Annotated in this window: 21 protein-coding genes, 1 tRNA gene and 1 pseudogene; 15 read left to right on the top strand and 8 right to left on the bottom strand. The window is 65.1% G+C overall.

Annotated features, from left to right (window positions below; genetic code table 11):
* Positions 1-30: 30 nt before the first annotated feature.
* The 5 genes and pseudogenes from IVA91_RS08500 to IVA91_RS08480 form a co-directional block, all read left to right on the top strand.
* Positions 31-322, top strand: a pseudogene (locus IVA91_RS08500) (alpha/beta hydrolase); the annotation flags it as partial.
* Between the two features lie 111 nt (positions 323-433).
* Positions 434-1951 carry an AMP-binding protein gene (locus IVA91_RS08495; protein ID WP_247276339.1) on the top strand — a complete coding sequence of 506 codons (1518 nt, stop codon included), beginning with the start codon at positions 434-436 and terminating at the stop codon, positions 1949-1951.
* Positions 1952-1985: 34 nt separating this feature from the next.
* Positions 1986-2624: an RraA family protein gene (locus tag IVA91_RS08490; protein WP_247276340.1), complete on the top strand. Its 639-nt coding sequence runs from the start codon at positions 1986-1988 to the stop codon at positions 2622-2624.
* Positions 2625-2649: 25 nt separating this feature from the next.
* Complete coding sequence (locus IVA91_RS08485; RefSeq protein WP_247276341.1) at positions 2650-3021, top strand: cupin domain-containing protein; 372 nt, start codon at positions 2650-2652, stop codon at positions 3019-3021.
* A 49-nt stretch (positions 3022-3070) separates the two neighbouring features.
* Positions 3071-4027: a tripartite tricarboxylate transporter substrate-binding protein gene (locus IVA91_RS08480; protein WP_247276342.1), complete on the top strand. Its 957-nt coding sequence runs from the start codon at positions 3071-3073 to the stop codon at positions 4025-4027.
* Positions 4028-4040: 13 nt separating this feature from the next.
* Here IVA91_RS08480 and IVA91_RS08475 read toward each other — a convergent pair whose 3' ends face one another.
* Positions 4041-4400, bottom strand: a complete 360-nt coding sequence (locus tag IVA91_RS08475; RefSeq protein WP_247276343.1) for a VOC family protein — start codon at positions 4398-4400, stop codon at positions 4041-4043.
* Between the two features lie 136 nt (positions 4401-4536).
* Here IVA91_RS08475 and IVA91_RS08470 point away from each other — a divergent pair.
* Together IVA91_RS08470 and IVA91_RS08465 are read left to right on the top strand one after the other, a co-directional pair.
* Positions 4537-4613, top strand: a tRNA-Arg gene (locus IVA91_RS08470).
* Between the two features lie 126 nt (positions 4614-4739).
* Entirely contained in the window at positions 4740-5879 is a 1140-nt protein-coding gene (locus tag IVA91_RS08465) for an amidohydrolase/deacetylase family metallohydrolase (protein ID WP_247276344.1), read from the top strand.
* An 11-nt stretch (positions 5880-5890) separates the two neighbouring features.
* Here the strand turns inward: IVA91_RS08465 and IVA91_RS08460 are convergent, their stop codons facing one another.
* On the bottom strand, positions 5891-7036 hold the full coding sequence (locus tag IVA91_RS08460; protein ID WP_247276345.1) for an acyl-CoA dehydrogenase family protein: 1146 nt from the start codon (positions 7034-7036) through the stop codon (positions 5891-5893).
* A gap of 122 nt (positions 7037-7158) precedes the next feature.
* Between IVA91_RS08460 and IVA91_RS08455 the strand changes: the two genes are divergently transcribed.
* A complete protein-coding gene (locus IVA91_RS08455) occupies positions 7159-7836 on the top strand; it encodes an alpha/beta family hydrolase (protein ID WP_247276346.1) in 678 nt (225 codons plus the stop codon).
* A gap of 3 nt (positions 7837-7839) precedes the next feature.
* Here IVA91_RS08455 and IVA91_RS08450 read toward each other — a convergent pair whose 3' ends face one another.
* On the bottom strand, positions 7840-8814 hold the full coding sequence (locus IVA91_RS08450; RefSeq protein WP_247276347.1) for a ketopantoate reductase family protein: 975 nt from the start codon (positions 8812-8814) through the stop codon (positions 7840-7842).
* A 153-nt stretch (positions 8815-8967) separates the two neighbouring features.
* On the opposite strand from IVA91_RS08450, the gene IVA91_RS08445 reads away from it, so the two are divergent.
* Complete coding sequence (locus IVA91_RS08445; RefSeq protein WP_247276348.1) at positions 8968-9771, top strand: enoyl-CoA hydratase-related protein; 804 nt, start codon at positions 8968-8970, stop codon at positions 9769-9771.
* Positions 9772-9775: 4 nt separating this feature from the next.
* Here IVA91_RS08445 and IVA91_RS08440 read toward each other — a convergent pair whose 3' ends face one another.
* A complete protein-coding gene (locus IVA91_RS08440) occupies positions 9776-9916 on the bottom strand; it encodes a hypothetical protein (protein WP_247276349.1) in 141 nt (46 codons plus the stop codon).
* 40 nt (positions 9917-9956) lie between these two features.
* Here IVA91_RS08440 and IVA91_RS08435 point away from each other — a divergent pair, with 40 nt between their 5' ends.
* The 4 genes from IVA91_RS08435 to IVA91_RS08420 all read left to right on the top strand — a co-directional run bounded on the left by IVA91_RS08435 (position 9957) and on the right by IVA91_RS08420 (position 14241).
* A complete protein-coding gene (locus IVA91_RS08435; protein WP_247276350.1) occupies positions 9957-11318 on the top strand; it encodes an FAD-dependent oxidoreductase in 1362 nt (453 codons plus the stop codon).
* Between the two features lie 44 nt (positions 11319-11362).
* A complete protein-coding gene (locus tag IVA91_RS08430; RefSeq protein ID WP_247276351.1) occupies positions 11363-12367 on the top strand; it encodes an ABC transporter substrate-binding protein in 1005 nt (334 codons plus the stop codon).
* A gap of 283 nt (positions 12368-12650) precedes the next feature.
* A complete protein-coding gene (locus IVA91_RS08425; RefSeq protein WP_247276352.1) occupies positions 12651-13424 on the top strand; it encodes an ABC transporter ATP-binding protein in 774 nt (257 codons plus the stop codon).
* Positions 13417-14241: an ABC transporter permease gene (locus IVA91_RS08420; protein WP_247276353.1), complete on the top strand. Its 825-nt coding sequence runs from the start codon at positions 13417-13419 to the stop codon at positions 14239-14241. Before IVA91_RS08425 ends, IVA91_RS08420 begins: the two co-directional genes overlap by 8 nt.
* A 117-nt stretch (positions 14242-14358) precedes the next feature.
* Here IVA91_RS08420 and gtdA read toward each other — a convergent pair whose 3' ends face one another.
* Positions 14359-15399, bottom strand: coding sequence for a gentisate 1,2-dioxygenase (gene gtdA, locus IVA91_RS08415; protein WP_247276354.1), 1041 nt, complete (start codon positions 15397-15399; stop codon positions 14359-14361).
* Between the two features lie 176 nt (positions 15400-15575).
* On the opposite strand from gtdA, the gene maiA reads away from it, so the two are divergent.
* Both maiA and IVA91_RS08405 read left to right on the top strand, forming a co-directional pair.
* Positions 15576-16208, top strand: coding sequence for a maleylacetoacetate isomerase (gene maiA / locus IVA91_RS08410; RefSeq protein ID WP_247276355.1), 633 nt, complete (start codon positions 15576-15578; stop codon positions 16206-16208).
* The gene (locus IVA91_RS08405) at positions 16198-16710 is read left to right on the top strand and encodes a MarR family transcriptional regulator (protein WP_247276356.1); all 513 of its coding nucleotides are present in this window, start codon (positions 16198-16200) and stop codon (positions 16708-16710) included. The genes maiA and IVA91_RS08405 overlap by 11 nt, the downstream gene beginning before the upstream one ends.
* 185 nt (positions 16711-16895) lie before the next feature.
* Here IVA91_RS08405 and IVA91_RS08400 read toward each other — a convergent pair whose 3' ends face one another.
* The 3 genes from IVA91_RS08400 to IVA91_RS08390 all read right to left on the bottom strand — a co-directional run bounded on the left by IVA91_RS08400 (position 16896) and on the right by IVA91_RS08390 (position 20051).
* On the bottom strand, positions 16896-18509 hold the full coding sequence (locus IVA91_RS08400) for a benzoate-CoA ligase family protein (RefSeq protein ID WP_247458539.1): 1614 nt from the start codon (positions 18507-18509) through the stop codon (positions 16896-16898).
* Complete coding sequence (locus IVA91_RS08395; protein WP_247276358.1) at positions 18506-19645, bottom strand: FAD-dependent monooxygenase; 1140 nt, start codon at positions 19643-19645, stop codon at positions 18506-18508. Before IVA91_RS08395 ends, IVA91_RS08400 begins: the two co-directional genes overlap by 4 nt.
* A 190-nt stretch (positions 19646-19835) precedes the next feature.
* Positions 19836-20051: a hypothetical protein gene (locus IVA91_RS08390; RefSeq protein ID WP_018316432.1), complete on the bottom strand. Its 216-nt coding sequence runs from the start codon at positions 20049-20051 to the stop codon at positions 19836-19838.
* Between the last annotated feature and the right edge of the window lie 57 nt (positions 20052-20108).

The raw sequence follows: 20108 nt of genomic DNA, 5'->3' as shown, positions 1-20108 counted from the left end.
CGCAACCGCCCTGGTGCGAACGTGGCGCCGGCCGCGCTCGAACAGCGCTATGTCGAGCGCGAGGTGATCTATCTGCTCGGCACCCTCGAACCAATCCGGAGCATCGCGCGCTCGACAAGAGCTGCATGGCGAAGGCGCAAGGCGCCACGCGCTACGCCCGCGGACATGCCTATGCGGAGGCGATGGCCAAGCGCAACCACCGCACGCCCAATCACAAGATCTGGACGTTCCCGGCGTCGGCCATGACGGCGACCAGATGCTGACCTCGCGGTGCGGGCTCGCGGCACTGTTCGATAGTGCGGGCTGCAGCGCGGAGCGCTGATGCGCATGCCTTGAAGGCTTGTGCCTTGAAGGCTTGGCTTTGGCTGTTACACTTCGCACTGTGAGCGCCTCATCGTGAGGCGGCGCCAAAAAGACGAAGTGGAAACGCCTGATGCTGCTGCCTCTGTCCGACGTGCCGCGCTGGTACGCTGAGCGCAAACCGCACGGCACGATCGCCGTCCGTCATGGGCAGGAGACGCTGACATGGGACGAGCTCGAGCGTGGCGCCAACCGGCGCGCGCGGGCGTTCATGGCCAAGGGCGTCAAGCCCGGTGACTTCGTCGCGATCGGATTACCCAACAGCAACGCGTTCTTCGAGACATCCTTTGCGGTGTGGAAGTGCGGGGCAACGCCGACCTCGCTGTCGTGGCGGCTGCCGCGCGGCGAAGCCGCCGCGGTGCTCGACATCCTCAAGCCGGCGCTGGTGGTCGGCGGCGAGGCCGATTGGAACGCGCCGAACCGTCTCCCGGCTGATTTCGTGCCGCAAGGTTTTTCGGACGAGCCGCTCGACCCGCCGGTGGCGCGCTACTGGAAGGCCATGACCTCAGGCGGCTCGACCGGCCGTCCCAAGGTGATCCTCGACCATCATCCGGCAGTGACCGACACCGTCGCTGCGCCGCCGCTGAATATCCCCTTCGGGGTCTCACTGCTCAATCCCGGCCCGCTGTATCACAATGCGCCGTTCATCGTGTCGCATTACGCGCTGTTCGCCGGCGGCAAGCTCACCGGCCTCGTCAAGTTCGACGCTGAGGAGACGCTGCGGCAGATCGAACGCGAGCGCGTGCAATGGGTCAATTTCGTGCCGACCATGATGCACCGGATCTGGGCGCTGCCGGAGACCGTGCGCAACGCCTACGATGTATCGAGTCTTCAGACGGTTTTCCATATGGCTGCTCCGATGCCGCCCTGGCTGAAGGAGAACTGGATCGCCTGGCTCGGGCCCGAGCGGATCTGGGAGCTCTATGGCGGCACCGAGCGCCAGGGCGCCTGCATCATCTCCGGTACGGAATGGCTGACGCACAAGGGTTCGGTCGGCAAGATCGGCGACATGGCGAAGCTTCGCATCATCGGCGAGGACGGCAACGATGTCGCGCTTGGCGAGACCGGCGAGATCTATTTCCTCAACAATGACGGCACGGACGCGACCTATCACTATCTCGGCGCCGAGCCGAAGCGCCGTGCCGACGGCTGGGAATCGCTTGGCGATATCGGCCGGCTGGATGCGGAAGGCTATCTCTATCTCGGTGACCGTCTTGCCGACATGATCCTGCGCGGCGGCGCCAACATCTATCCGGCCGAGGTTGAGGCCGCCGTCTCCGCCTGTCCCGGCGTGCGTTCCTGCGTCGTGGTGGGATTGCCCGATCCGGAATTGGGCCAGCGCGTCCACGCCATCATCGAGCCGGAGCCCGATGCCGACGGTCAGGCCATCGCTGATGGCGTGGCCGATTTCCTGAAGGACAAGCTCAGCCGCTACAAGCACCCGGAGAGTTTCGAGATCGTCAACGCGCCGCCGCGCGATGATTCCGGCAAAGTCCGCCGCACCCTGTTGCGCGACGAGCGCGCGGCGTGGATGAAGGAGGGGCGCGCCTTCCGGATTTGGCCGGCGAAGGCGCGGGCGCACGCCGAATAAGACAAAAACACGGACAAGAACACGGAAGGACGACATGACGATCACCATCGCAGCGAGCAGCGTGCCGAAGCCGCCGGCGAGCATCATCGCAGGTTTCGGCGACGCGCCGACCTCGGTGATCTCAGACAATCTGGCCCGGCTGCCGGGCGCAGTGGGGTTAAGGCCCTTTCATCGCGGCGGCAAGCTGGTGGGAGCGGCCTTCACGGTGCGCACCCGTCCCGGCGACAATCTCGCCATCCACCGCGCGCTCGAGCTGGTCGGCCCTGGCGACGTCATCGTGGTCGATGGCGGCGGCGACGAGTCGCGAGCCCTGGTCGGCGAGATCATGAAGAACATCGCGCAATGGCGCAAAGCCGAAGGCTATGTCATCGACGGCGCGATCCGCGACGTTGCGGCGTTCGCGGCCGACGACTTTCCCTGCTACGCCCGCGCGGTGATCCATCGCGGCCCCTACAAGAACGGCCCCGGCGAGATCAACGTGCCGGTCACGATCGGCGGCAGCGTGATTGCGCCCGGCGATATCGTCGTCGGCGACGAGGACGGCGTGGTGTCGTTTCCCGCCGCGGGCGCCGCGGCTCTGCTGGAGGCGGTGCGCGTCCAGGTCGCGCGCGAGGAGGAGACGCTGAAGGCGATTCGCGAGGGGCGCTACCAGGGCTCCTACGGCAAGTCCTGATCAGGCGACGACAAGAGAGGATGGCATGAGCCAGAAGAATGAATTCCACAATATCGATGATCCCAGCGACGGGCTGTTTCGCGAACTCGCGGCTGGGGTGACCACGCGCATCTTCTCCGGCGAGCAGGCGATGCTGTCGGTGGTGACGCTCGCGCCGCACGCGCAGGGCACGCTGCACCATCATCCCGAGGAGCAATGGGGCGTGCTGCTCGACGGCTCCGCCATCCGCGTCCAGGGCGATGAGGAAATCCCGGTCAAGAAGGGCGATTTCTGGCGCACACCCGGCAACGTGCCGCACACGATGCGCGCCGGCCCCGACGGCGCCCGCGTGCTGGACATCTTTAGTCCACCAAGGCCAGAATACAGGAAACCGGGATCCGGTTTCGGGACGACCTGAAGCGCTCAAAAGAAAAAGCAAAGCGCGCGGGGATCAAAGGGAGGGGACCATGACGATCACGCGACGTACGCTCCTGGCTGCGCCGGCCATCCTCGCAATGGCGCAGGCGGCGGCGCAAGGGAGCAAGATCACGCTCGTGGTGCCGTTTCCGCCGGGCGGATCGACCGACGCGATGGCGCGGCTGTTGCAGTCCAATCTGCAAACCAGGCTTGGCCGCATCGTCGTGGTCGAGAACAAGTCGGGCGCCGCTGGCGCGCTCGGAGCGGCGCAGGTGGCCAAGAGCCCCGCGGACGGCTCGACATTTTTGGTGACGTTCGATTCCCATGCGGTGATTCCATCCATCCTCGACAAGCCGCCGGTGGATGTCGAGCGTGAGCTGATGCCGGTCCTGCTGATCGGCACCGCGCCTTACGTCATCGCGGCCGGCGCCGGCCGTCCCTACAAGAGTTTCGCGGACGTGGTGGCGGCCTGCAAGGCGACGCCCGGCGCGGTGAAATATGCCTCGGTCGGCATCGGCACGCTCGGCCATCTCGCCATGACCGTGCTCGGCAGCAAGGCCGGTGTCGAGATCATGCACGTACCCTATCGCGGCGGCGGCCCGGCGATGAACGACGTGCTCGGGGGCCATGTCGATCTGATTGCGGGATCGGCGGCGCTGGTCGCAGCCCAGCTCGGCACCAACATGCTGCGACCGATCCTGCAGCTTGGCCGCGAGCGGCTGCCGGCACTGCCGGACACGCAGACCGCGATCGAGGCGGGCTTTCCGGACTTCGAGACGCTCGCCTGGTGGGGCATCTTCGCGCCCGCCGGCACGCCGCCGGACATCGTTTCGGCCATGGCGACGGCCTCCAAGGAGATCCTGAGTGAGCCCGCGACCGCCGCCCAGCTCAAGGACACCCAGCACATGACGCTGCTGCTCGAGGACGGCGCCGCGTTCAAGGGCTTCTTCGACAAGCAGGTCGCTTATTGGGGCAAGGTGGTAAAGGATAACAATATCAGGGCTTAGCTATCCGGCCTCTTCAAACTCCGCGGAGCGGCCGCGCGAAGCTGAGCTCATGGCCATCGGGGTCGGTGAGATGGAAATAACGTTCGCCCCATTCCGCATCGCGCGGCGTGGTCGAGGGCCGCCATCCGGCGGCGCGCGCCTGCTCAAAAGTCGCGTCGACATCGGCGACATAGAAGATGACGCGGCCCCACCAGGACCAGCGCTTGTCGTCCGGCTGTGCCGTCAGGTTGAGATAGCCGGTCCCGGCGCGAAAGCTGGTAAATGCCGCGGCTTTTCCGCCATAGAGGAGCTCGAACCCCAGCGAATGATAGAAGTGAACGGCGCGCGCCATGTCGTGCGTGCCGAGGGTGATAGCGCTGATGCTTTCGATCATGGGAGCTGCTCCGCAGGGTCAACCCAGACGCGATTGTACAGCCTCCTCGCTCGGCTTGGCGATGACCCGCCTTGCGGCTGGCGAACGGCATCCTGCTCTGCTATGAGGGGGCCGAACCCGCAACTCCGGGTTCCGCGGTCCCGTAGCTCAGCCGGATAGAGCGGCGGTTTCCTAAACCGTAGGTCGGAAGTTCGAGTCTTCCCGGGATCGCCATTTTCAGGGCACCGTTACGGTTTGCCACGCCGCTCGGCGCAAAAATTGCTAGAAGCGAGCGGCTTCCTTCCTTGCTGGCCCGGCCGACGTGCCCGCCACACCTCACAGCACTATCCGGAGACGACGATGCCTTTCGACCTGATCCTGCGCGGCGGCCGTGTGGTCGATCCGTCCCAGAAGCTCGATGCCGTGACCGATGTCGCTTTTGCCGGCGGCAAGGTGGCAGCGGTCGGCAGCGGGCTCAAGGCCGATCCGGGCACCGAGGTCCGTGACGCGTCACGCTACATCGTGACGCCGGGGCTGATCGATCTGCACACCCATGTCTATTGGGGCGGCACCTCGCTCGGCATCGATGCCGAGGAGTTCTGCCGCCTCTCCGGCGTCACCACGGCGGTGGATACCGGCAGCGCCGGGCCGGGCAATTTCGCAGGCTTTCGCAAGCATGTGATCGAGCCGAGCCAGGTCCGCATTCTCGCTTATCTGCACGTCTCGCATGCCGGCATCTTCGGCTTCTCGCACCGGATCATGGTCGGCGAGAGCGAGGAGCTGCGGCTGATGAATCCGATCGACGCGGCCAAGGTGGCGGATGCCAATCGCGATCTCATCGTCGGCATCAAGGTGCGTGTGGGCCTGCACTCCTCGGGCACGTCCGGAACCGTGCCGCTCGACATCGCGCTCCAAGTCGCGAACGAGGTCGGCATGCCCCTGATGGCGCATATCGATCACCCGCCGCCGAGCTATGAGGAGGTGCTGGCCCGCCTGCGCCCAGGCGACGTGCTCACCCACGCGTTCCGCCCCTTCCCCAACACGCCCGCGACCGCGCAGGGCACGGTGAAGAAGGCGGTGCTGGATGCACGCGAGCGCGGCGTGCTGTTCGACATCGGTCACGGCAAGGGCTCGTTCGCGTTCAAGACCGCGCGCGCGATGCTCGCCAACGGCTTCTATCCGGACACGATCTCGTCCGACATCCACATGCTGTGCATCGACGGCCCCGCCTATGACCAGGTCACGACCATGTCGAAATTCCTGTGCATGGGCATGGAGCTACCGGATGTGATTGCGGCTTCGACGGTGAATGCGGCGATGGCGCTGCGCCGCCCCGAGCTCGGCAGCCTCAAACCGGGCAGCGTCGGCGACGCCACGCTGATCTCGGTCAAGCAGGGCCAGTTCGATTACGAGGACGTCGTCGGCGAGCACCTGATCGGCGATCGCAAGATCGTCTCCGACGGTGTCGTTATCGGCGGCCGCTGGTGGCATCCGAATTGAGCAGGACGCGATTACAGCGACCTTGCAATCAACAGCTTCATGATCTCGTTGGTGCCGCCGTAGATCTTCTGGATGCGGGAATCGATGAAGATGCGTGAGATCGGGTATTCCTGCATGTAGCCGTAGCCACCGAACAGCTGCAGGCATTCGTCGGCGGTCTCGACCTGCTTCTCCGAGCACCAATATTTCGCCATCGACGCCGTGACCGTGTCGAGGTCTTTTGCGATCAGGCGCTCGATGCACCAGTCGACGAAGACGCGCGCGATCATCGCCTCGGTCTTGCGCTCGGCGAGCTTGAACGCGGTGTTCTGGAAGTCCATCAGCGGTTTGCCGAAGGCTTTCCGCTCCTTGGTGTAGTCGGTGGTGAGCTTGATCGCACGCTCCATCGCGGCGACGGCGCCGACCGCGAGCGCGAGGCGCTCCTGCGGCAATTGCTGCATCAGCTGGACAAAGCCCTGGCCTTCCTCCTTGCCGAGCAGGTTGTCCGGCGGCACGGTGACATTGTCGAAGAACAGCTCCGACGTGTCGGAGGCGTGCAGGCCGATCTTGTCGAGGTTGCGCCCGCGCCGATAGCCTTCAGTGCCCGCCGTCTCGACCACGATCAGCGAGATGCCTTTCGCGCCCGCCTCGCCGGTACGTGCGACCACGATGACGAGATCAGCGGCCTGGCCGTTGGTGATGAACGTCTTCTGGCCGTTGATGACGTAGGAATTGCCCTGCTTCTTCGCCGTGGTCTTCACGGCCTGCAGATCCGAGCCCGTGCCGGGCTCGGTCATGGCGATGGCGCCGACCATCTCGCCCGAGGCCATCTTCGGCAGCCAGCGCTTCTTCTGCTCCTCCGAGCCGTAATTGAGAATATAGTGCGCGACGATGGCGCTGTGCACGGAGACCCCCGTCGTCAGCTCCGGCACCGTGCTTTCGAGATCGTCCAGCACCGCCGCGTCATAGGCGAAGGTGGCGCCCAACCCGCCATATTCCTCCGGCACGCTTGCCAGCAGCGCCCCCATCTCGCCGAGCCCGCGCCAGGCGAAGCGGTCGACCATTTTCTGCTCGCGCCATTTTTGCGCGTGCGGCGCCAGATCCTTGGCGAGATATTTCCGGAACTGGTCGCGGAAGATTTCGAGCTCTTCGGTCATCCAGGAGGAGCGGTAGGACATGGTTACCTCGGTTAATGCGGCTGTCCGGCTTGGTAGGCCGGCAGGGCGCGGCAATTATTGTGTTTTCAGGCTGCGCCAGTGACGCTACCAAGGCGGCCGGAAATGCATCAGGGTGTCTGATTTTGGCTGCCAAAACTCAAGAGCTCAAGCTCGACATCGAGCGCATCGGCACAGTCTCGGCGATCCTGACGCAGCCGGCCGAGGCGCGCGCCTGCTACGTGCTGGCGCACGGCGCAGGCGCCGATATGCGGCATGCGTTCATGGAGAAGGTCGCACAAGGTCTCGCTGACCGCGGCATCGCGACGCTTCGCTTCAATTTCCCGTACATGGAGAAGAAGCAGCGGCGTCCCGATCCACCGGCGGTCGCCCACGTCGCGATCCGCGCGGCGGCCGTGGAGGCGGCGCGGCTGTGCCCGGGATTGAAGCTCGTGGCCGGCGGGAAGTCGTTCGGCGGGCGCATGACCTCGCAGGCGCAGTCCAAGGCCCCATTGCCTCACGTCAAAGGGCTCGCCTTCCTCGGCTTTCCCCTGCATGCCGACAAAAAGCCGTCGGTCGATCGGGCCGAGCATCTCGCCGCCATCGCAATCCCGATGCTGTTCCTGCAGGGGACGCGCGACGGGCTTGCCGATCTCGGCCATCTCAAGCCGGTCGTCGCGCGGCTCGGAGCGAAGGCGACGCTGCATGAGATCGAGGGCGGCGATCACTCCTTCGCGGTCCTGAAAAAGTCCGGCCGCAGCAATGACGAGGCGCTGACAGAGGTGCTCGACACGCTGGCGGCTTGGATCGATGGGCTTGCCTGAAGCTCACGCCGCATAGAGCCCCTTGTCGCGCGCCTTCTGGATCGCCAGCGCGGCGATCAGGTCGAGGGCAGGCGTCGATAGGCCGGCGGCGCGCGCGAAGGCGGCCGGCGCCTTCACCAGCACGTCGATCTCCATGGCGCGACCGAGCTCGTAATCCTGGAGCAGCGATGGCTTGTGATTGGGGGCGGGGCCGCTGCGGGTCACGCGCTTGACCTCGGGGATGAAGTGCTGGGCGATGTCGTTGGCCTCGTTCAGCATGCGCGGAATGACTTCAGTGAAGGCGGGATCGTCGCGCACGCCGCGCGCGGTCTGGCCGGTGAGCAGGCACAGCACCGACAGCGACATGTTAGTCAGGAGCTTTGACCAGATCGCCTCGCGGATCTCGGCCACCGGCGGCGATTCCAGCCGGGCATCGTTGAAGACACCGCGCAGCCTGGTGATGCGCTCGGAATTGCGGTCGTCGCATTCGCCGATCAAGAGGCGGTTGCGGTCCGGGGTGAGGTTCTGCACCACGCCGGGCGCGATCACCTCGTTGGACGAGAAGACGATGCCGCCGACGATGCGTTCCTTCGGGATGCAGGCGCGCAAGCGCCCGCCGGGATCGAGAAACGAAATGTCCGGCGGCGTGGGGTGTCGCGGCGGCAGGCCGATGCCGTACCACCAGGGAATGCCGTTCTGCGCGAACACGATCGCGGTGTCGTCTTGCAGCAGCGGCTTGATGCTGGAGACCAGTCCCTGAAGCGCGGTTGCTTTCAGCGTCGAGATCACGACGTCCTGCGGCCCGAGTTGGGCCGGATCGCCGGACGCGTTCACCTTGGCGCCGACCTCGGAATCGCCGACGCGCAGCTTGAGGCCGCCGGCGCGCGCCGCCTCCAGGTGCGCCCCCCGCATCACGCAACTGACCTCATGGCCCGCGCGTGCCAGCCGTACCGCAATGTGGCTGCCGACGGCGCCCGCGCCGAAAATGCAGATGCGCATGTCTGTGTCCCGTCCTGATCTCTTGCCGCCTGGTGCCAGCATGACACAAGCCGCCATGCGATGGACGCGGCCGCCCCACGCCGGAAAGATATGGATCAGGGCGCGCGGCCTCGGCCATAGTGCGCGGCAAACAAATCGACCGGAGGATCGCCGATGACCGCCAATCCAGTGTTGTGGACCCTCGACGAGCGCGGCGTTGCGACCGTCACCCTGAACCGTCCCGAGGTCAACAACGCCTATGACGGCGCGTTGATCGCGAGCGTGCTCGCGGCCATGGACGATCTCGGCAAGAAGCAGAGCCTCCGCGTCGTCGTGCTCCGGGGCAATGGCAAGCATTTCCAAGCCGGCGCCGACCTCAAATGGATCAACGGCGTGCGACCGCAATCGACCCAAGCGAACGAGGCGGCCTCGCGAGCGACCTTCGAGGCCGTGCAGCGGCTCAACACGCTGCCGGTTCCGACGGTCGCGCTGGTGCAGGGCGGCTGCTTCGGTGGCGGCACCGGCGTGATCGCGGCCTGCGACGTCGTGATCGCCGCGGACAACGCCCTGTTCTCGATCACCGAGGTGCGCTGGGGCCTGACCGCCGCCATCATCATCCCGCAGCTCTGCGACGCAATGAGTGTACGGCAAGTCCGCCGCTACGCGCTGACCGGCGAGCGCTTTGGCGCCGAGGACGCCCGCCGCATCGGCCTCGTCCACGAGGTGGTGCCGCTCGCCGAACTGGAGGCCGCAGGCAGCAAGGTGGTCGAGCAGTTGCTCGCCAACGGGCCGGAAGCGATGGCCGAAACCAAAATGCTCGCGATGGAGAGCTCGTTCGGCGGCATGGCGGTGGACGATGCCGCTTACACGCGCCTCGTGCACCTGCATTCGGTCAAGCGCCAGAGCGCAGAGGCGGCGGAAGGGCTGGCCTCGTTTGCCGAGAAGCGGGCGGCGAATTGGCGGGGCGGCAAAGGTTAGGCGTTCAGCAGCCGCGGCAGATGTTGTTGATGCTGCGATAGACGGCATCATCGTCCTGCCGCATCCGGCGCAGCGTTTCCAGTGTCCTGCGCTCGTCGATCGCGAGCTTTTTTGGTGGATTGTAGCTCAGTGCGCACTGATCCATAGTCGGCCTCAAGCAAGAGAGTTGTGAACAGGGACGCGTCATGCGGGCGATGATCGAAGAACCGGCACGACAGGTGCCGCTCTATGGCGAATATGAAGTCGTCGTGCTCGGCGGCGGCCCGGCCGGCATCGTTGCGGCGGCGTCAGCGGCGCGCGCGGGGCGGAAGACTCTGCTGGTCGAGCGCTACGGCTTTCTCGGCGGCATGGGCACGGCAGCCGGCGTCACCAATTTCTGCGGCCTGCACGGCAATGTCTACGGCGAGCATCGCCGCTTGGTGCAGGGCATGGCCTCGGAGCTGCTGGCGCGGATCGATCGGCTCAACGGTCTCAATGCGCCGCACCTGATCCTCGGCAAGGTCTTTGCCCAGGCCTATGACACCGCCGCCTACAAGATCGCGGCCGACGAGCTGCTTGCCAGCCATAAGGTGCACATCCTCTTTCACGCGCTCGGCGCCGGCGTGGTGATGGGCGATGACCGCCGCATCGATGCGCTGATGGTCGAGACCAAGGCGGGCCGGCAGGCGGTGCGATCTGAGATCTTCATCGACTGCTCGGGCGACGGCGATCTCGCGGTGTGGGCCGGCGCGCCGTTCGAGATCGGCGACGAGCATGGCCATCCGATGTACCCCTCGATGATGCTGCGTCTCAACGGCATCGATCCTGCGAAGGCAGGGGAGGCCTGGCGAACCATTCCGCAATTGATGGAGAAGGCCACTGCCGCCGGCACGCACAAATTCCCACGCAAGAGCGCGATCGTGCGGCCGCAAAAGTCCGGCATCGAATGGCGGGTGAATTTCACGCAAGTCGCGCGCGAGGACGGCCACGCCATCAATGGCGTCGAGCCCGACGACCTCACCCGCGGCGAGATCGAGGGCCGCAAGCAGGCGCTCGCCGCGTTCGAGTTCCTGCGCACTGTGCCGGGCTTCGAAAATTCCTACATCGTCGACCTGCCGCCGCAGCTCGGCATCCGCGAGACCCGCCGCATTAGCGGCGGCTACCAGCTCAGCGGCGAGGACGTGCTCGGCTGCGCTTCGTTCGAGGATTCGATCGGCGTCAATGGCTGGCCGATCGAGGCCCATGTGCCCGGCGACGTGGTCTTCACCTTTCCGCCGATCCCGGACTCGCGCGGCTATAACGAGCTGCCGTACCGGATGCTGGTGCCCGAAGGCGTCGACAATCTCCTGGTCGCCGGCCGCTGTGCCTCCATGACCCATGAGGGCCAATCGGCGGCACGGGTCTCCGGTGCGTGTTTCGTGATGGGGGAGGCGGCCGGTTCCGCTGCCGCCCTGGCGCTGGCCGGAAACCGGATGCCACGTGACATCGCCGTTGAAAAATTGCAGGAAACGTTGAAACGGCAGGGCGCCTTCATCGGGCGGGACCAGACGGTGCCCAAGGGCCTGTAGCGGACTGCAAGAGAATGCCCAAGAGAAGCACTGGAGGAAATGGGATGATGGGGATGGCGCGGCTCGCGCTGGTGGGCCTTTTGGCGATCACGGCGATGAGCACGGCCCGGGCCGAAGACGCGCTGAAGGCGAAGATCGGCGTGCTTCGTCTGTCGTCCTCCGCGCCGGTCTTCATTGCGCAGGACAAGGGCTATTTTCGCGAGGCCGGCTTGGAGGTCGAGCTGAAGTTCTTCGACGCGGCGCAGCCGATCGCGGTCGCCACCACATCGGGCGACGTCGATTTCGGCATCACCGCCTTCACCGCCGGTCTCTACAATCTCGCCGGCAAGGGGACGCTGAAGGTGATCGGCGGCATGAGCCGCGAGAAGGCCGGCTATCCCCTGATCGGCTATTTCGCCAGCAACAACGCCTATGCCGCCGGCCTGAAGACGCCGAAGGATCTTGCGGGCAAGCGCGTGGCGGTGACGCAGGTCGGATCGAGCTTTCATTACTCGCTCGGGCTGCTCGCCGACAAATATGGCTTCAAGCTCGCGGACGTGAAGATCGTGCCGCTGCAATCGCTGTCGAATGCTGCGGCTGCGCTAAAGGGCGAGACCGTCGATGCGGCGCTGCTTCCGGTCTCGACGGCGCGAAAGCTGATCGATGAGGGCGGCGCGAAATTTTTGGGCTGGGTCGGCGACGAGACGCCCTGGCAGTTAGGGGCGGTGTTCGCTTCGCCGAAGACGCTGACCAACAAGGCGCTGGTGACAAAACTGCTCGCCGCTCTGGCGAAGGCCGATCGCGAATATCACGACGTCATCCTCGCGGCGATGAAGGACGGTGTTGCGCCGGTCAACGACCAGACCAAGCCGCTCTTGGAGATCATTGCCAAGTATACCAACCTCCCGGTCGAGCAGGTGGTTGGCAACTGTGCCTATATTGACCCCGACGGCAAGCTGGATGTGAAGAACGTCGACAACCAGATCAAATGGCTCCAGGAGCAGGGTTTTGCCGACAAGGGCTTTGATGCGAACGCGATCATCGCGAAGGACTATGTGAAGGCGGATTGATGCTGACGATGCAGACTCTCGTGACGGGCAACCTGCCACCTTCCCCTGAAGGGGGAGGGTCGATCGTGCCGGCGATGCGCAGCATCGTCCGGAGCGAGCGGGGTGGGGTGAGCCATGGCGGTGGTCTGTCCGTCGTTCGCTCCGAGTACTCGCGGAAAGTCCGGGAGCAGGCATTGTCAGCATCCATGTGGATAGACCGCCACCCCATCCCGGTTTGCATTTCGCTTCGCCGCATGCAAACCGACCCTCCCCCTCCAGGGGACGGTGAAGAAGGCGGGCGCGCATGGATCTGATCGCCAACCACATCTCTCATCGCTTCGGCGACCTCGCCGTGCTCGACGACGTCTCGTTCACCGTCAGCGCCGGCGAGGTCGTGGCGATCGTCGGTCCCTCCGGCTGCGGCAAGAGCACGCTGCTGTCGATCCTCGGCGGCCTCTTGCAGCCGAGCTCGGGTGCGCCCGAGCTGCGCGGCCAGCCGCCGGCGGACAGCCTCAATCCGCTGACCTTCGTGTTCCAGGATTTTGCGCTGCTGCCATGGGCGACGGTCGAGGAGAACGTCGAATTCCCGTTGCTGCACACGCAGCTTTCAGCAACGCAGCGTCGCGCGCTGGTCGAGGACGCGCTGCGCCGCACCGGCCTGACTGAATTTCGCAAGACCTTTCCAAAACAGCTCTCCGGCGGCATGCGCCAGCGCGTCGGCATTTCGCGCGCGCTTGCGGTCAAGCCTGCGATCCTGCTGATGGACGAGCCGCTGTCGGCGCTGGATTCGCAAACCCGCGAACTGCTGATGGAGGATTTCGTTCGCCTGCTCGCCGACGGCGGCATGGGCGCGGTCTACGTTACCCATAATCTCGAAGAGGCAGCGCGGCTCGCCGACCGCATCGTGGTGCTGTCGCGGCGGCCCGGCCGCATTCGCGAGGTCGTGACCGTGCCGATGACGCGTGCAGAGCGCGGCGAAACCGCTGCGCGGGAAAAGCTGCTGGCGCTGCAAAGCCAGATCTGGTCGCTAATCCGCAACGAGGCGATCGACGCCGAACGCGAGGTTCAGCATGCTTGACCGTGCGCCGGCGGAAGGCGCTTCGAGGGACCAAGCGACTCGACGCGTCCGCTTCCGCGGTGCGGGCTTCGTGCCTGCGTCGAGCCGCTTCGGCGGCTGGATCGCGCTCGCGCTCGTCATCGCGATCTGGCAGGCCGCCGGCACCGCGGGCTTCGTCAATCCGCTGTTCCTGCCGGCGCCGTCGGCGATCGTACGTGCGATCTATCAGCTCGCGATCTCTGGCGCGCTCTGGCAGCACGTTTCGGCCTCGCTGCTGCGCATCGGCATCGGCTGGTTGCTCGGGACGGCGGCGGGCGTTGCCGTCGGGTTCGCCATCGGCCTGTCGCGGCTCGCGCGCAGCGTCGGCATCACCTTGATCTCGGCGCTGTTCCCGATCCCGAAGATCGCGCTGCTGCCGCTCCTGATCCTTTGGCTCGGCATCGGCGAAGAGCCGAAGATCGCGACCATTGCGCTCGGCGTCTTCTTCTCGACCGCGATCTCGGTCTATAGCGGCGTCGACGCGGTGCCGCGCAACCTGATCCGCATGGCGCAGAGCTTCAACGTTCCGTTTGCCACCATCGTGCGCAAGGTGATCTGGCCTGGCGCGCTGCCCGCGATCCTCGCTGGCTTCCGCATCACCGCCTCGGTCGCGCTGCTGCTCGTCGTCAGCGCCGAGATGATCGGCGCGCAATACGGCATCGGGGCCTTCGTGCTCCAGGCCGGCAATCTGATGCAGACGGATCAGCTGCTTGCGGGTGTGGTGATTCTGTCGGTGTTCGGGCTGGCCGTGGGGAAGGTGATCGGCTGGCTGGAGACAAGGCTGCTACACTGGCGGTGAGCACCGCTGTCATTCCGGGGCCCGCGAAGCGTGAACCCGGAATCTCGAGATTCTCAGGTGCGCAAGAGCGCACCATAGTTCGATGCTTCGCATCGTCCCGGAATGACGGGTCAACCCTCACGCGTTCCCGCGATCTTCCCGAAACAGATCCAGCTTCTGCTGCACCGGCCGGTCCGAAAAGCTGAACAGCACAGCGTCCTCATCCGCCTCGTGCGTGACCCAGTGCCAGCTCGGCACCACGAACAGATCGCGCGGGCCCCATTCGAAGGTCGCTTCCCCAATCCGGCTGCGGCCGCGGCCTTCGATCGGGCAGAACACCGTGGCATCGGTCGAGCGATAACGCGCGGTCTTAAAAGCCTTCGGCAGCAGCTGGATGAAGGTGCCGATGGTCGGCATTGCGAAATCGCCGGTCTCGGGATTGCTGAACTTCAGCTTCAGGCCGTGGCAGGCGTCCCATTCCTGACACACGCGGGCTTTCTCCAGCGCTTCGCGGGTGTAGGCATAGGGATAGCTGAAGATCGGCGAGGTCTTCGAGCTCCGCTTTACGTCGACCGGCAGCAGGTTGTGGCCGTAGCGCGCAAAGCTGTCGCCGGCAGGTCTTGTGATCTTCTGCTGGTCCTCCTTTGAGCCTTCCGCAAAGGAGCAATCGAAGAACTGCACCAGCGGGATATCGAGGCCGTCGAGCCAGAACATCGGCTCGCTGGTCTCGTTGGAATGATCGTGCCAGGTCATCGACGGCGTGATGATGAAGTCGCCGGGCTCCATCGCAGTGCGCTCGCCGTCGACCGCGGTGTGTGCGCCCTTGCCTTCGAGCACGAAGCGCAGCGCGGACTGGCTGTGGCGGTGCGCGGGCGCGACGTCGCCGGGCACCACCATCTGAACGCCGGCATAGAGCGAGGTCGTGATCTTGGACTGGCCGCGCAGGCCCGGGTTCTCCAGAACAAGCACGCGCCGCTCGGCTTCCTTGGCAGTGATCAGCTTGCCGGCTTCCGTCATGTAGTCGCGGATGATGTCGAACTTCCATAAGTGAGGCCGGCAGGCGCTCTTCGGCTCCGGCGTGATCAAGTCGCTCATCACCGTCCACAGCGCGGTGAGATTTTCGCCGTCGATCTTCCGGTAAAACGCCTCGCGTTCCGGCGTCTTGGTCACGGCTTCCATGGTGCGGCTCCCGCTCGTTTGTTGATTTGACAGTATACTGACGATATAGGTAGCGTCAACGTGAGGGATGTTGGTCGTACATTTCGGGGCGATGCGGCAGCATCGAACCCGGAATCTCGAGGTTCCGGGTTCTCGCTCCGCGAGCCCCGGAACGACAAGAACCAAGGGAGGTCTCAATGAAGCTGCACGGCTATTTCCGCTCCAGCGCCGCCTATCGCGTGCGGATCGCGCTGAACCTCAAGCGCCTCGGTGCCGAGCATCTGCCGCATCATCTGCGCAAGGGCGAGCAATGCGCGCCCGCCTATCTCGCCATCAATCCGCAAGGCCTGGTGCCGGCGCTGGAGGACGATGCAGGCGAAGTGCTGACCCAATCGGTCGCGATCATCGAATGGCTCGACGAAACGCACCCCAATCCGCCGCTGCTGCCGAAGGACCCGCTGCGCCGAGCCAAGGTGCGCGCGTTCGCGCTCGCGATCGCCTGCGACACACATCCGGTGCAGAACCTGAAGGTGCTGGCGCGGCTGCGCGAGCTCGGCCTTGCCGAGGAGAAGGTCCAGGACTGGGCGGCCTGGGTCAACCGCGAGGGGTTGTCGGCCTGCGAGGCGCTGATCAGGGACGAGCCGGGCCCGTTCTGCTTCGGAGACGCGCCGACGCTGGCCGATCTCTGTCTGGTGCCGCAGCTCGCCAATGCGCGCCGTTTCGGCGTCGATGTGTCGGCCTATCCACGCCTGCTTCAGGCAGAAGCCGCCGCCAAGGCAATGCCGGCCTTTGCCAATGCCGCGCCGGAGAAGCAGCCCGATGCCGAGTAAGCCTCTTCCTCCGATCACGATGGATGCGGTCTATGCCGCGCCAGGCTATCTGTTCCGGCGCATGCAGCAGATCGCGGTCTCGATCTTCATGGAGGAGTGCAAGGCGTTCGACCTGACGCCGGTGCAATATGCGGCGCTGATCGCGGTCCACACCCATCCCGGCATCGACGCGACGCGTCTGTCGGCGGTGATCGCCTTCGACCGCTCCACGCTCGGCAGCGTGATCGAGCGGCTTCAGGCCAAGGCCTATATCGAGCGCAAGCCGGCGCCCGAGGACAAGCGGATCAAGCTGCTCTATCTGACCAAATCAGGCGCCGCGATCCTGCGCGACATCATCCCCGCCGTGGAGCGAGCCCAGGCGCGCATGCTGGAGCCGTTGAAACCCGCCGACCGCAAGGCGCTGCTGGAGCTCTTGGTGCAGCTGGTCGATCTCAACAACGAAGCCTCACGCGTGCCGCTGCGGGCCGAGGATGCGCTGGAACATCTGGGGAAGGGCGGGTGACGGACTCCAGTTGTGTAGCGACGCTGTCGCCTCGATCTCAACTGTCATTCCCCGCGAAGGCGGGGATCCAGTACGCCGCGGCTTCTCGGCTGAATCACATTTGTCTCGGAATACTGGATCGCCCCCCTTCGCGGGCGATGACAGCGTGGTATGGTCACGTGAGCGTATCCCTCACATCCTCGGCCTCACATTCGCAGCAACGCCTGCCGGTCGATCTTCCCCGTGCCCGTCTTCGGCAGCTCGTCGATGAAGATCACCTCGCGCGGATATTTGTAGGGCAATAGCTTACCCTTCACATAATCCTGGAGCTTGCGCGTCGTCTCGCTCTGATCAGTGGTGCGGTTGTTCATCACCACCACGGCCTTCAGCGTCATGCGCCGGTCCGGCAGTTCGGCGGCGAACACCGCGCATTCGCGAATATCAGGGTGGTCGGCGAGGCAGAGTTCGACCTCCAGCGGATAGACCCACTGGCCGGAGATCTTGATGAGATCGTCGGCGCGGCCACGGAAGAAGTGGAAGCCTTCGGCATCGCGCACGAAGCGATCGCCGGTGTAGATCCAGCCGCCCTCGCGGATCGTCTCGGCGGATTTGTCCGGCCGGTTCCAGTACAGCGGCGTGTTGGAATCGCCGCGCACCCACAAGATGCCTTCCTCGTTGTTGGCGACGTCGCAGCCGTCCTTGTCGCGCAGCGCAACCTCGTAGCCGGGAACGCGCAGGCCGGCGGCGCCGAGCTTCTTCCGCTCGGGACGGTTGGAGAGATAGATGTGCAGCACCTCGGTCGAGCCGAGGCCTTCGACGATCTCGAGGCCCGTGAGCGTCTTCCAGCCGTTGAAGACTTCGGCCGAGAGCACCTCGGCGGCGGAGAGCGCCATACGCAGCGACGAGAAATTCGTCTTGTCCGCGTCTTCGGCCTTGGTCAGCGATGTATAAAGCGTCGGCAGGCCGAAGAACACCGTCGGCTTGTATTGCTCGATCGCCGAAAAGATCGATGCGGGCTTCGGCTGGCCTGGCAACAGCAACGTTGCCGCGCCCGCCGAGAATGGGAAGGTGACGGAATTGCCGAAGCCATAGGCGAAGAATATCTTCGGCACCGAAAAGCAGATGTCGCCAGACGTCAGCTTCAACACGCTCCGGGCAAAGGCGGCTTCGCTATAGGCCATATCGTGCTGGAGATGCACGATGCCCTTGGGCCGGCCGGTCGAGCCGGAGGAGTACATCCAGAACGCCATCTCGTCGCGATCGGTGTTGGCTTCCGCGAGTTCGGCCGGGAACTGCATGAGCCAGCTTGCCGCTGCGATCGCAACAGGCGCGGCGTGGTCGCGCACCTCGCCATTGACGACGATCAGCGTGTGCAGACCCGTGTCCCTGCAAGCTTCCGCATTGCAGCGCGCGCAGAATTCGGCATCCACCACCGCAACGGCAGCGCCGGAATCGGCAAGATAGAACTGCAAGAGGTCCGGCGGCGTCAGCGTGTTGATCAGGAGCGGCACGAAGCCGGCGCGCACCGCGCCGAAGAAGGCGGCGGGATAGGTCGGCGTGTCGTCGAGAAACAAGAGCACGCGGTCGCCGCGCTTGAGGCCGAGCGAGGCAAGCCCGTTGCCCCAGCGGCAAGCCTCGGCGCAGAGCTCGGCATAGGTCCGCGTGCCCGCCGGGCCGATGAGCGCGAGCTTGTCGCCGCGCCCCTTGTCGAGATTGTCGAACAGCACGCGGCCGGCGTTATAGATTTGCGGAACGGCAAAGCCGATCTCGCGTGCGCCGGGGCTGTCCGCGGGCACCTGGTCGCGAATCTCGTTGCTCATGCCGCACCCCCGCCGTTCTTGGCCGCCTCGTAGCGCGCCATGAAGGCCGGGGACATCGCCCGCAGCCGGGAATCGTCGATACGGCCGGACCGGGTGATGTAGCTATAGGCGAAATCCATCACGGGCAGCTTCATATGGTCGGCGAAGTGCTCGTACCAGAACGCGCTGGTGCGCGCGGCATCGACGAGTTTTTGCACGATCGGCTTGCGCGCGGCCTGGTACCGATGCAGCGCGGTCGACAAATGCGCATCCGATTCCAGCGCCTTGACCAGCGCGATGGCGTCTTCGATCGCGAGCCGCGTGCCCGATCCGATCGAGAAATGCGCCGAGTGCAGGGCATCGCCGAGCAGCACGATGTTCTTGAACGACCAGTGCTCGTTCCAGACCCAGGGAAAGTTGCGCCAGACCGATTTGTTGGAGACGAGGCAATGGCCGCCAAGCGTGTCGGCAAACACCTCCTCGCAAACGCCCTTGGACTGCTCGACGTCCTTGTAGGCGAAGCCGTAGGCCTGCCATGTCGCGTGGTCGCATTCGACCAGGAAGGTGCTCATGTTCGGCGAGTAGCGGTAGTGATGGGCGTTGAAGGCGCCGCGGTCGGTCTTCACGAAAGTCTGCGACAGCGTGTCAAAGCGTTTCGAGGTGCCGTACCAGACGAACTTGTTGGAGGAGTAGGACAGCGAGGTGCCGAAATCGCCCTCATAGGCCCGGCGCACCAGCGAGTTGAGGCCGTCGGCGGCGACGATGAGATCGTGGCCGTTCAGTTGGTCGATCGCATGGATCTGGGTGTCGAAGCGCGGGGTGACGCCGGCATCGAGCGCGCGCTGCTGCAGGAACTTGAGCAGCTCGAGCCGTCCGATCGAGGAGAAGCCGACCCCGTCGATGGCGACGCTGTCCCCGTGCAGGTTCAGCGTGATGTTCTCCCAGCTCTCCATATGCGGCGCGATCGCGTCGACCGTTTCGGGGTCGTCGGCGCGCAGGAATTCCAAAGCCTGGTCCGAGAACACGACGCCAAAGCCCCAGGTCGCGTCGGCCGGGTTCTGTTCGAACAGGTCGACTTGATCCTCGGGGTGACGCCTCTTCCAGAGATAGGCGAAGTAGAGCCCACCGGGCCCCCCGCCAATCACGGCGATCCGCAACGTCTGCCTCCCTAATTGACAGTATACTCACTATCTAGGGGTAGACTAATGTGCTCCGGCGTCCGGCGCCAGCGGAATTATGAAAGACGAGGCGCGCCGAAGCTCAGTCCCGAACGCGCGTTTGGCGCGTGTCCGAAGCAGTTTCGCGCCCAAGCATAGCCAAACCACGCGGGCTTGGCCATGCGCACCGTCAGACGCAGCGCTTCACGTAGACCCCGTTCACCAGCACCCTGGTGCAGCGGACGGCCGGAACCGGCTTGCGGACCACGACCGCCGCGTTCGGCCCGGCGCAGCCGGCGCGATACACGCCGCGGGCGCAGACCACCGCATTGGCGTCGGTGGCCTCGAACGTCATGGTTGCTGCGAAGGCGAGGAGTGCAGAAGCGACGAGCAGCAATGAACGCATGTTGTCCTCCCGGTCTGGTCGTGATCGAAATCGGATCCTTGCAAAAGACTTGTCGTT

The sequence above is a fragment of the Bradyrhizobium sp. 153 genome (genome assembly GCF_023073835.1).
Taxonomy (GTDB): Bacteria; Pseudomonadota; Alphaproteobacteria; order Rhizobiales; family Xanthobacteraceae; genus Bradyrhizobium.
This window is presented reverse-complemented; position numbering and strand designations above follow the sequence as displayed.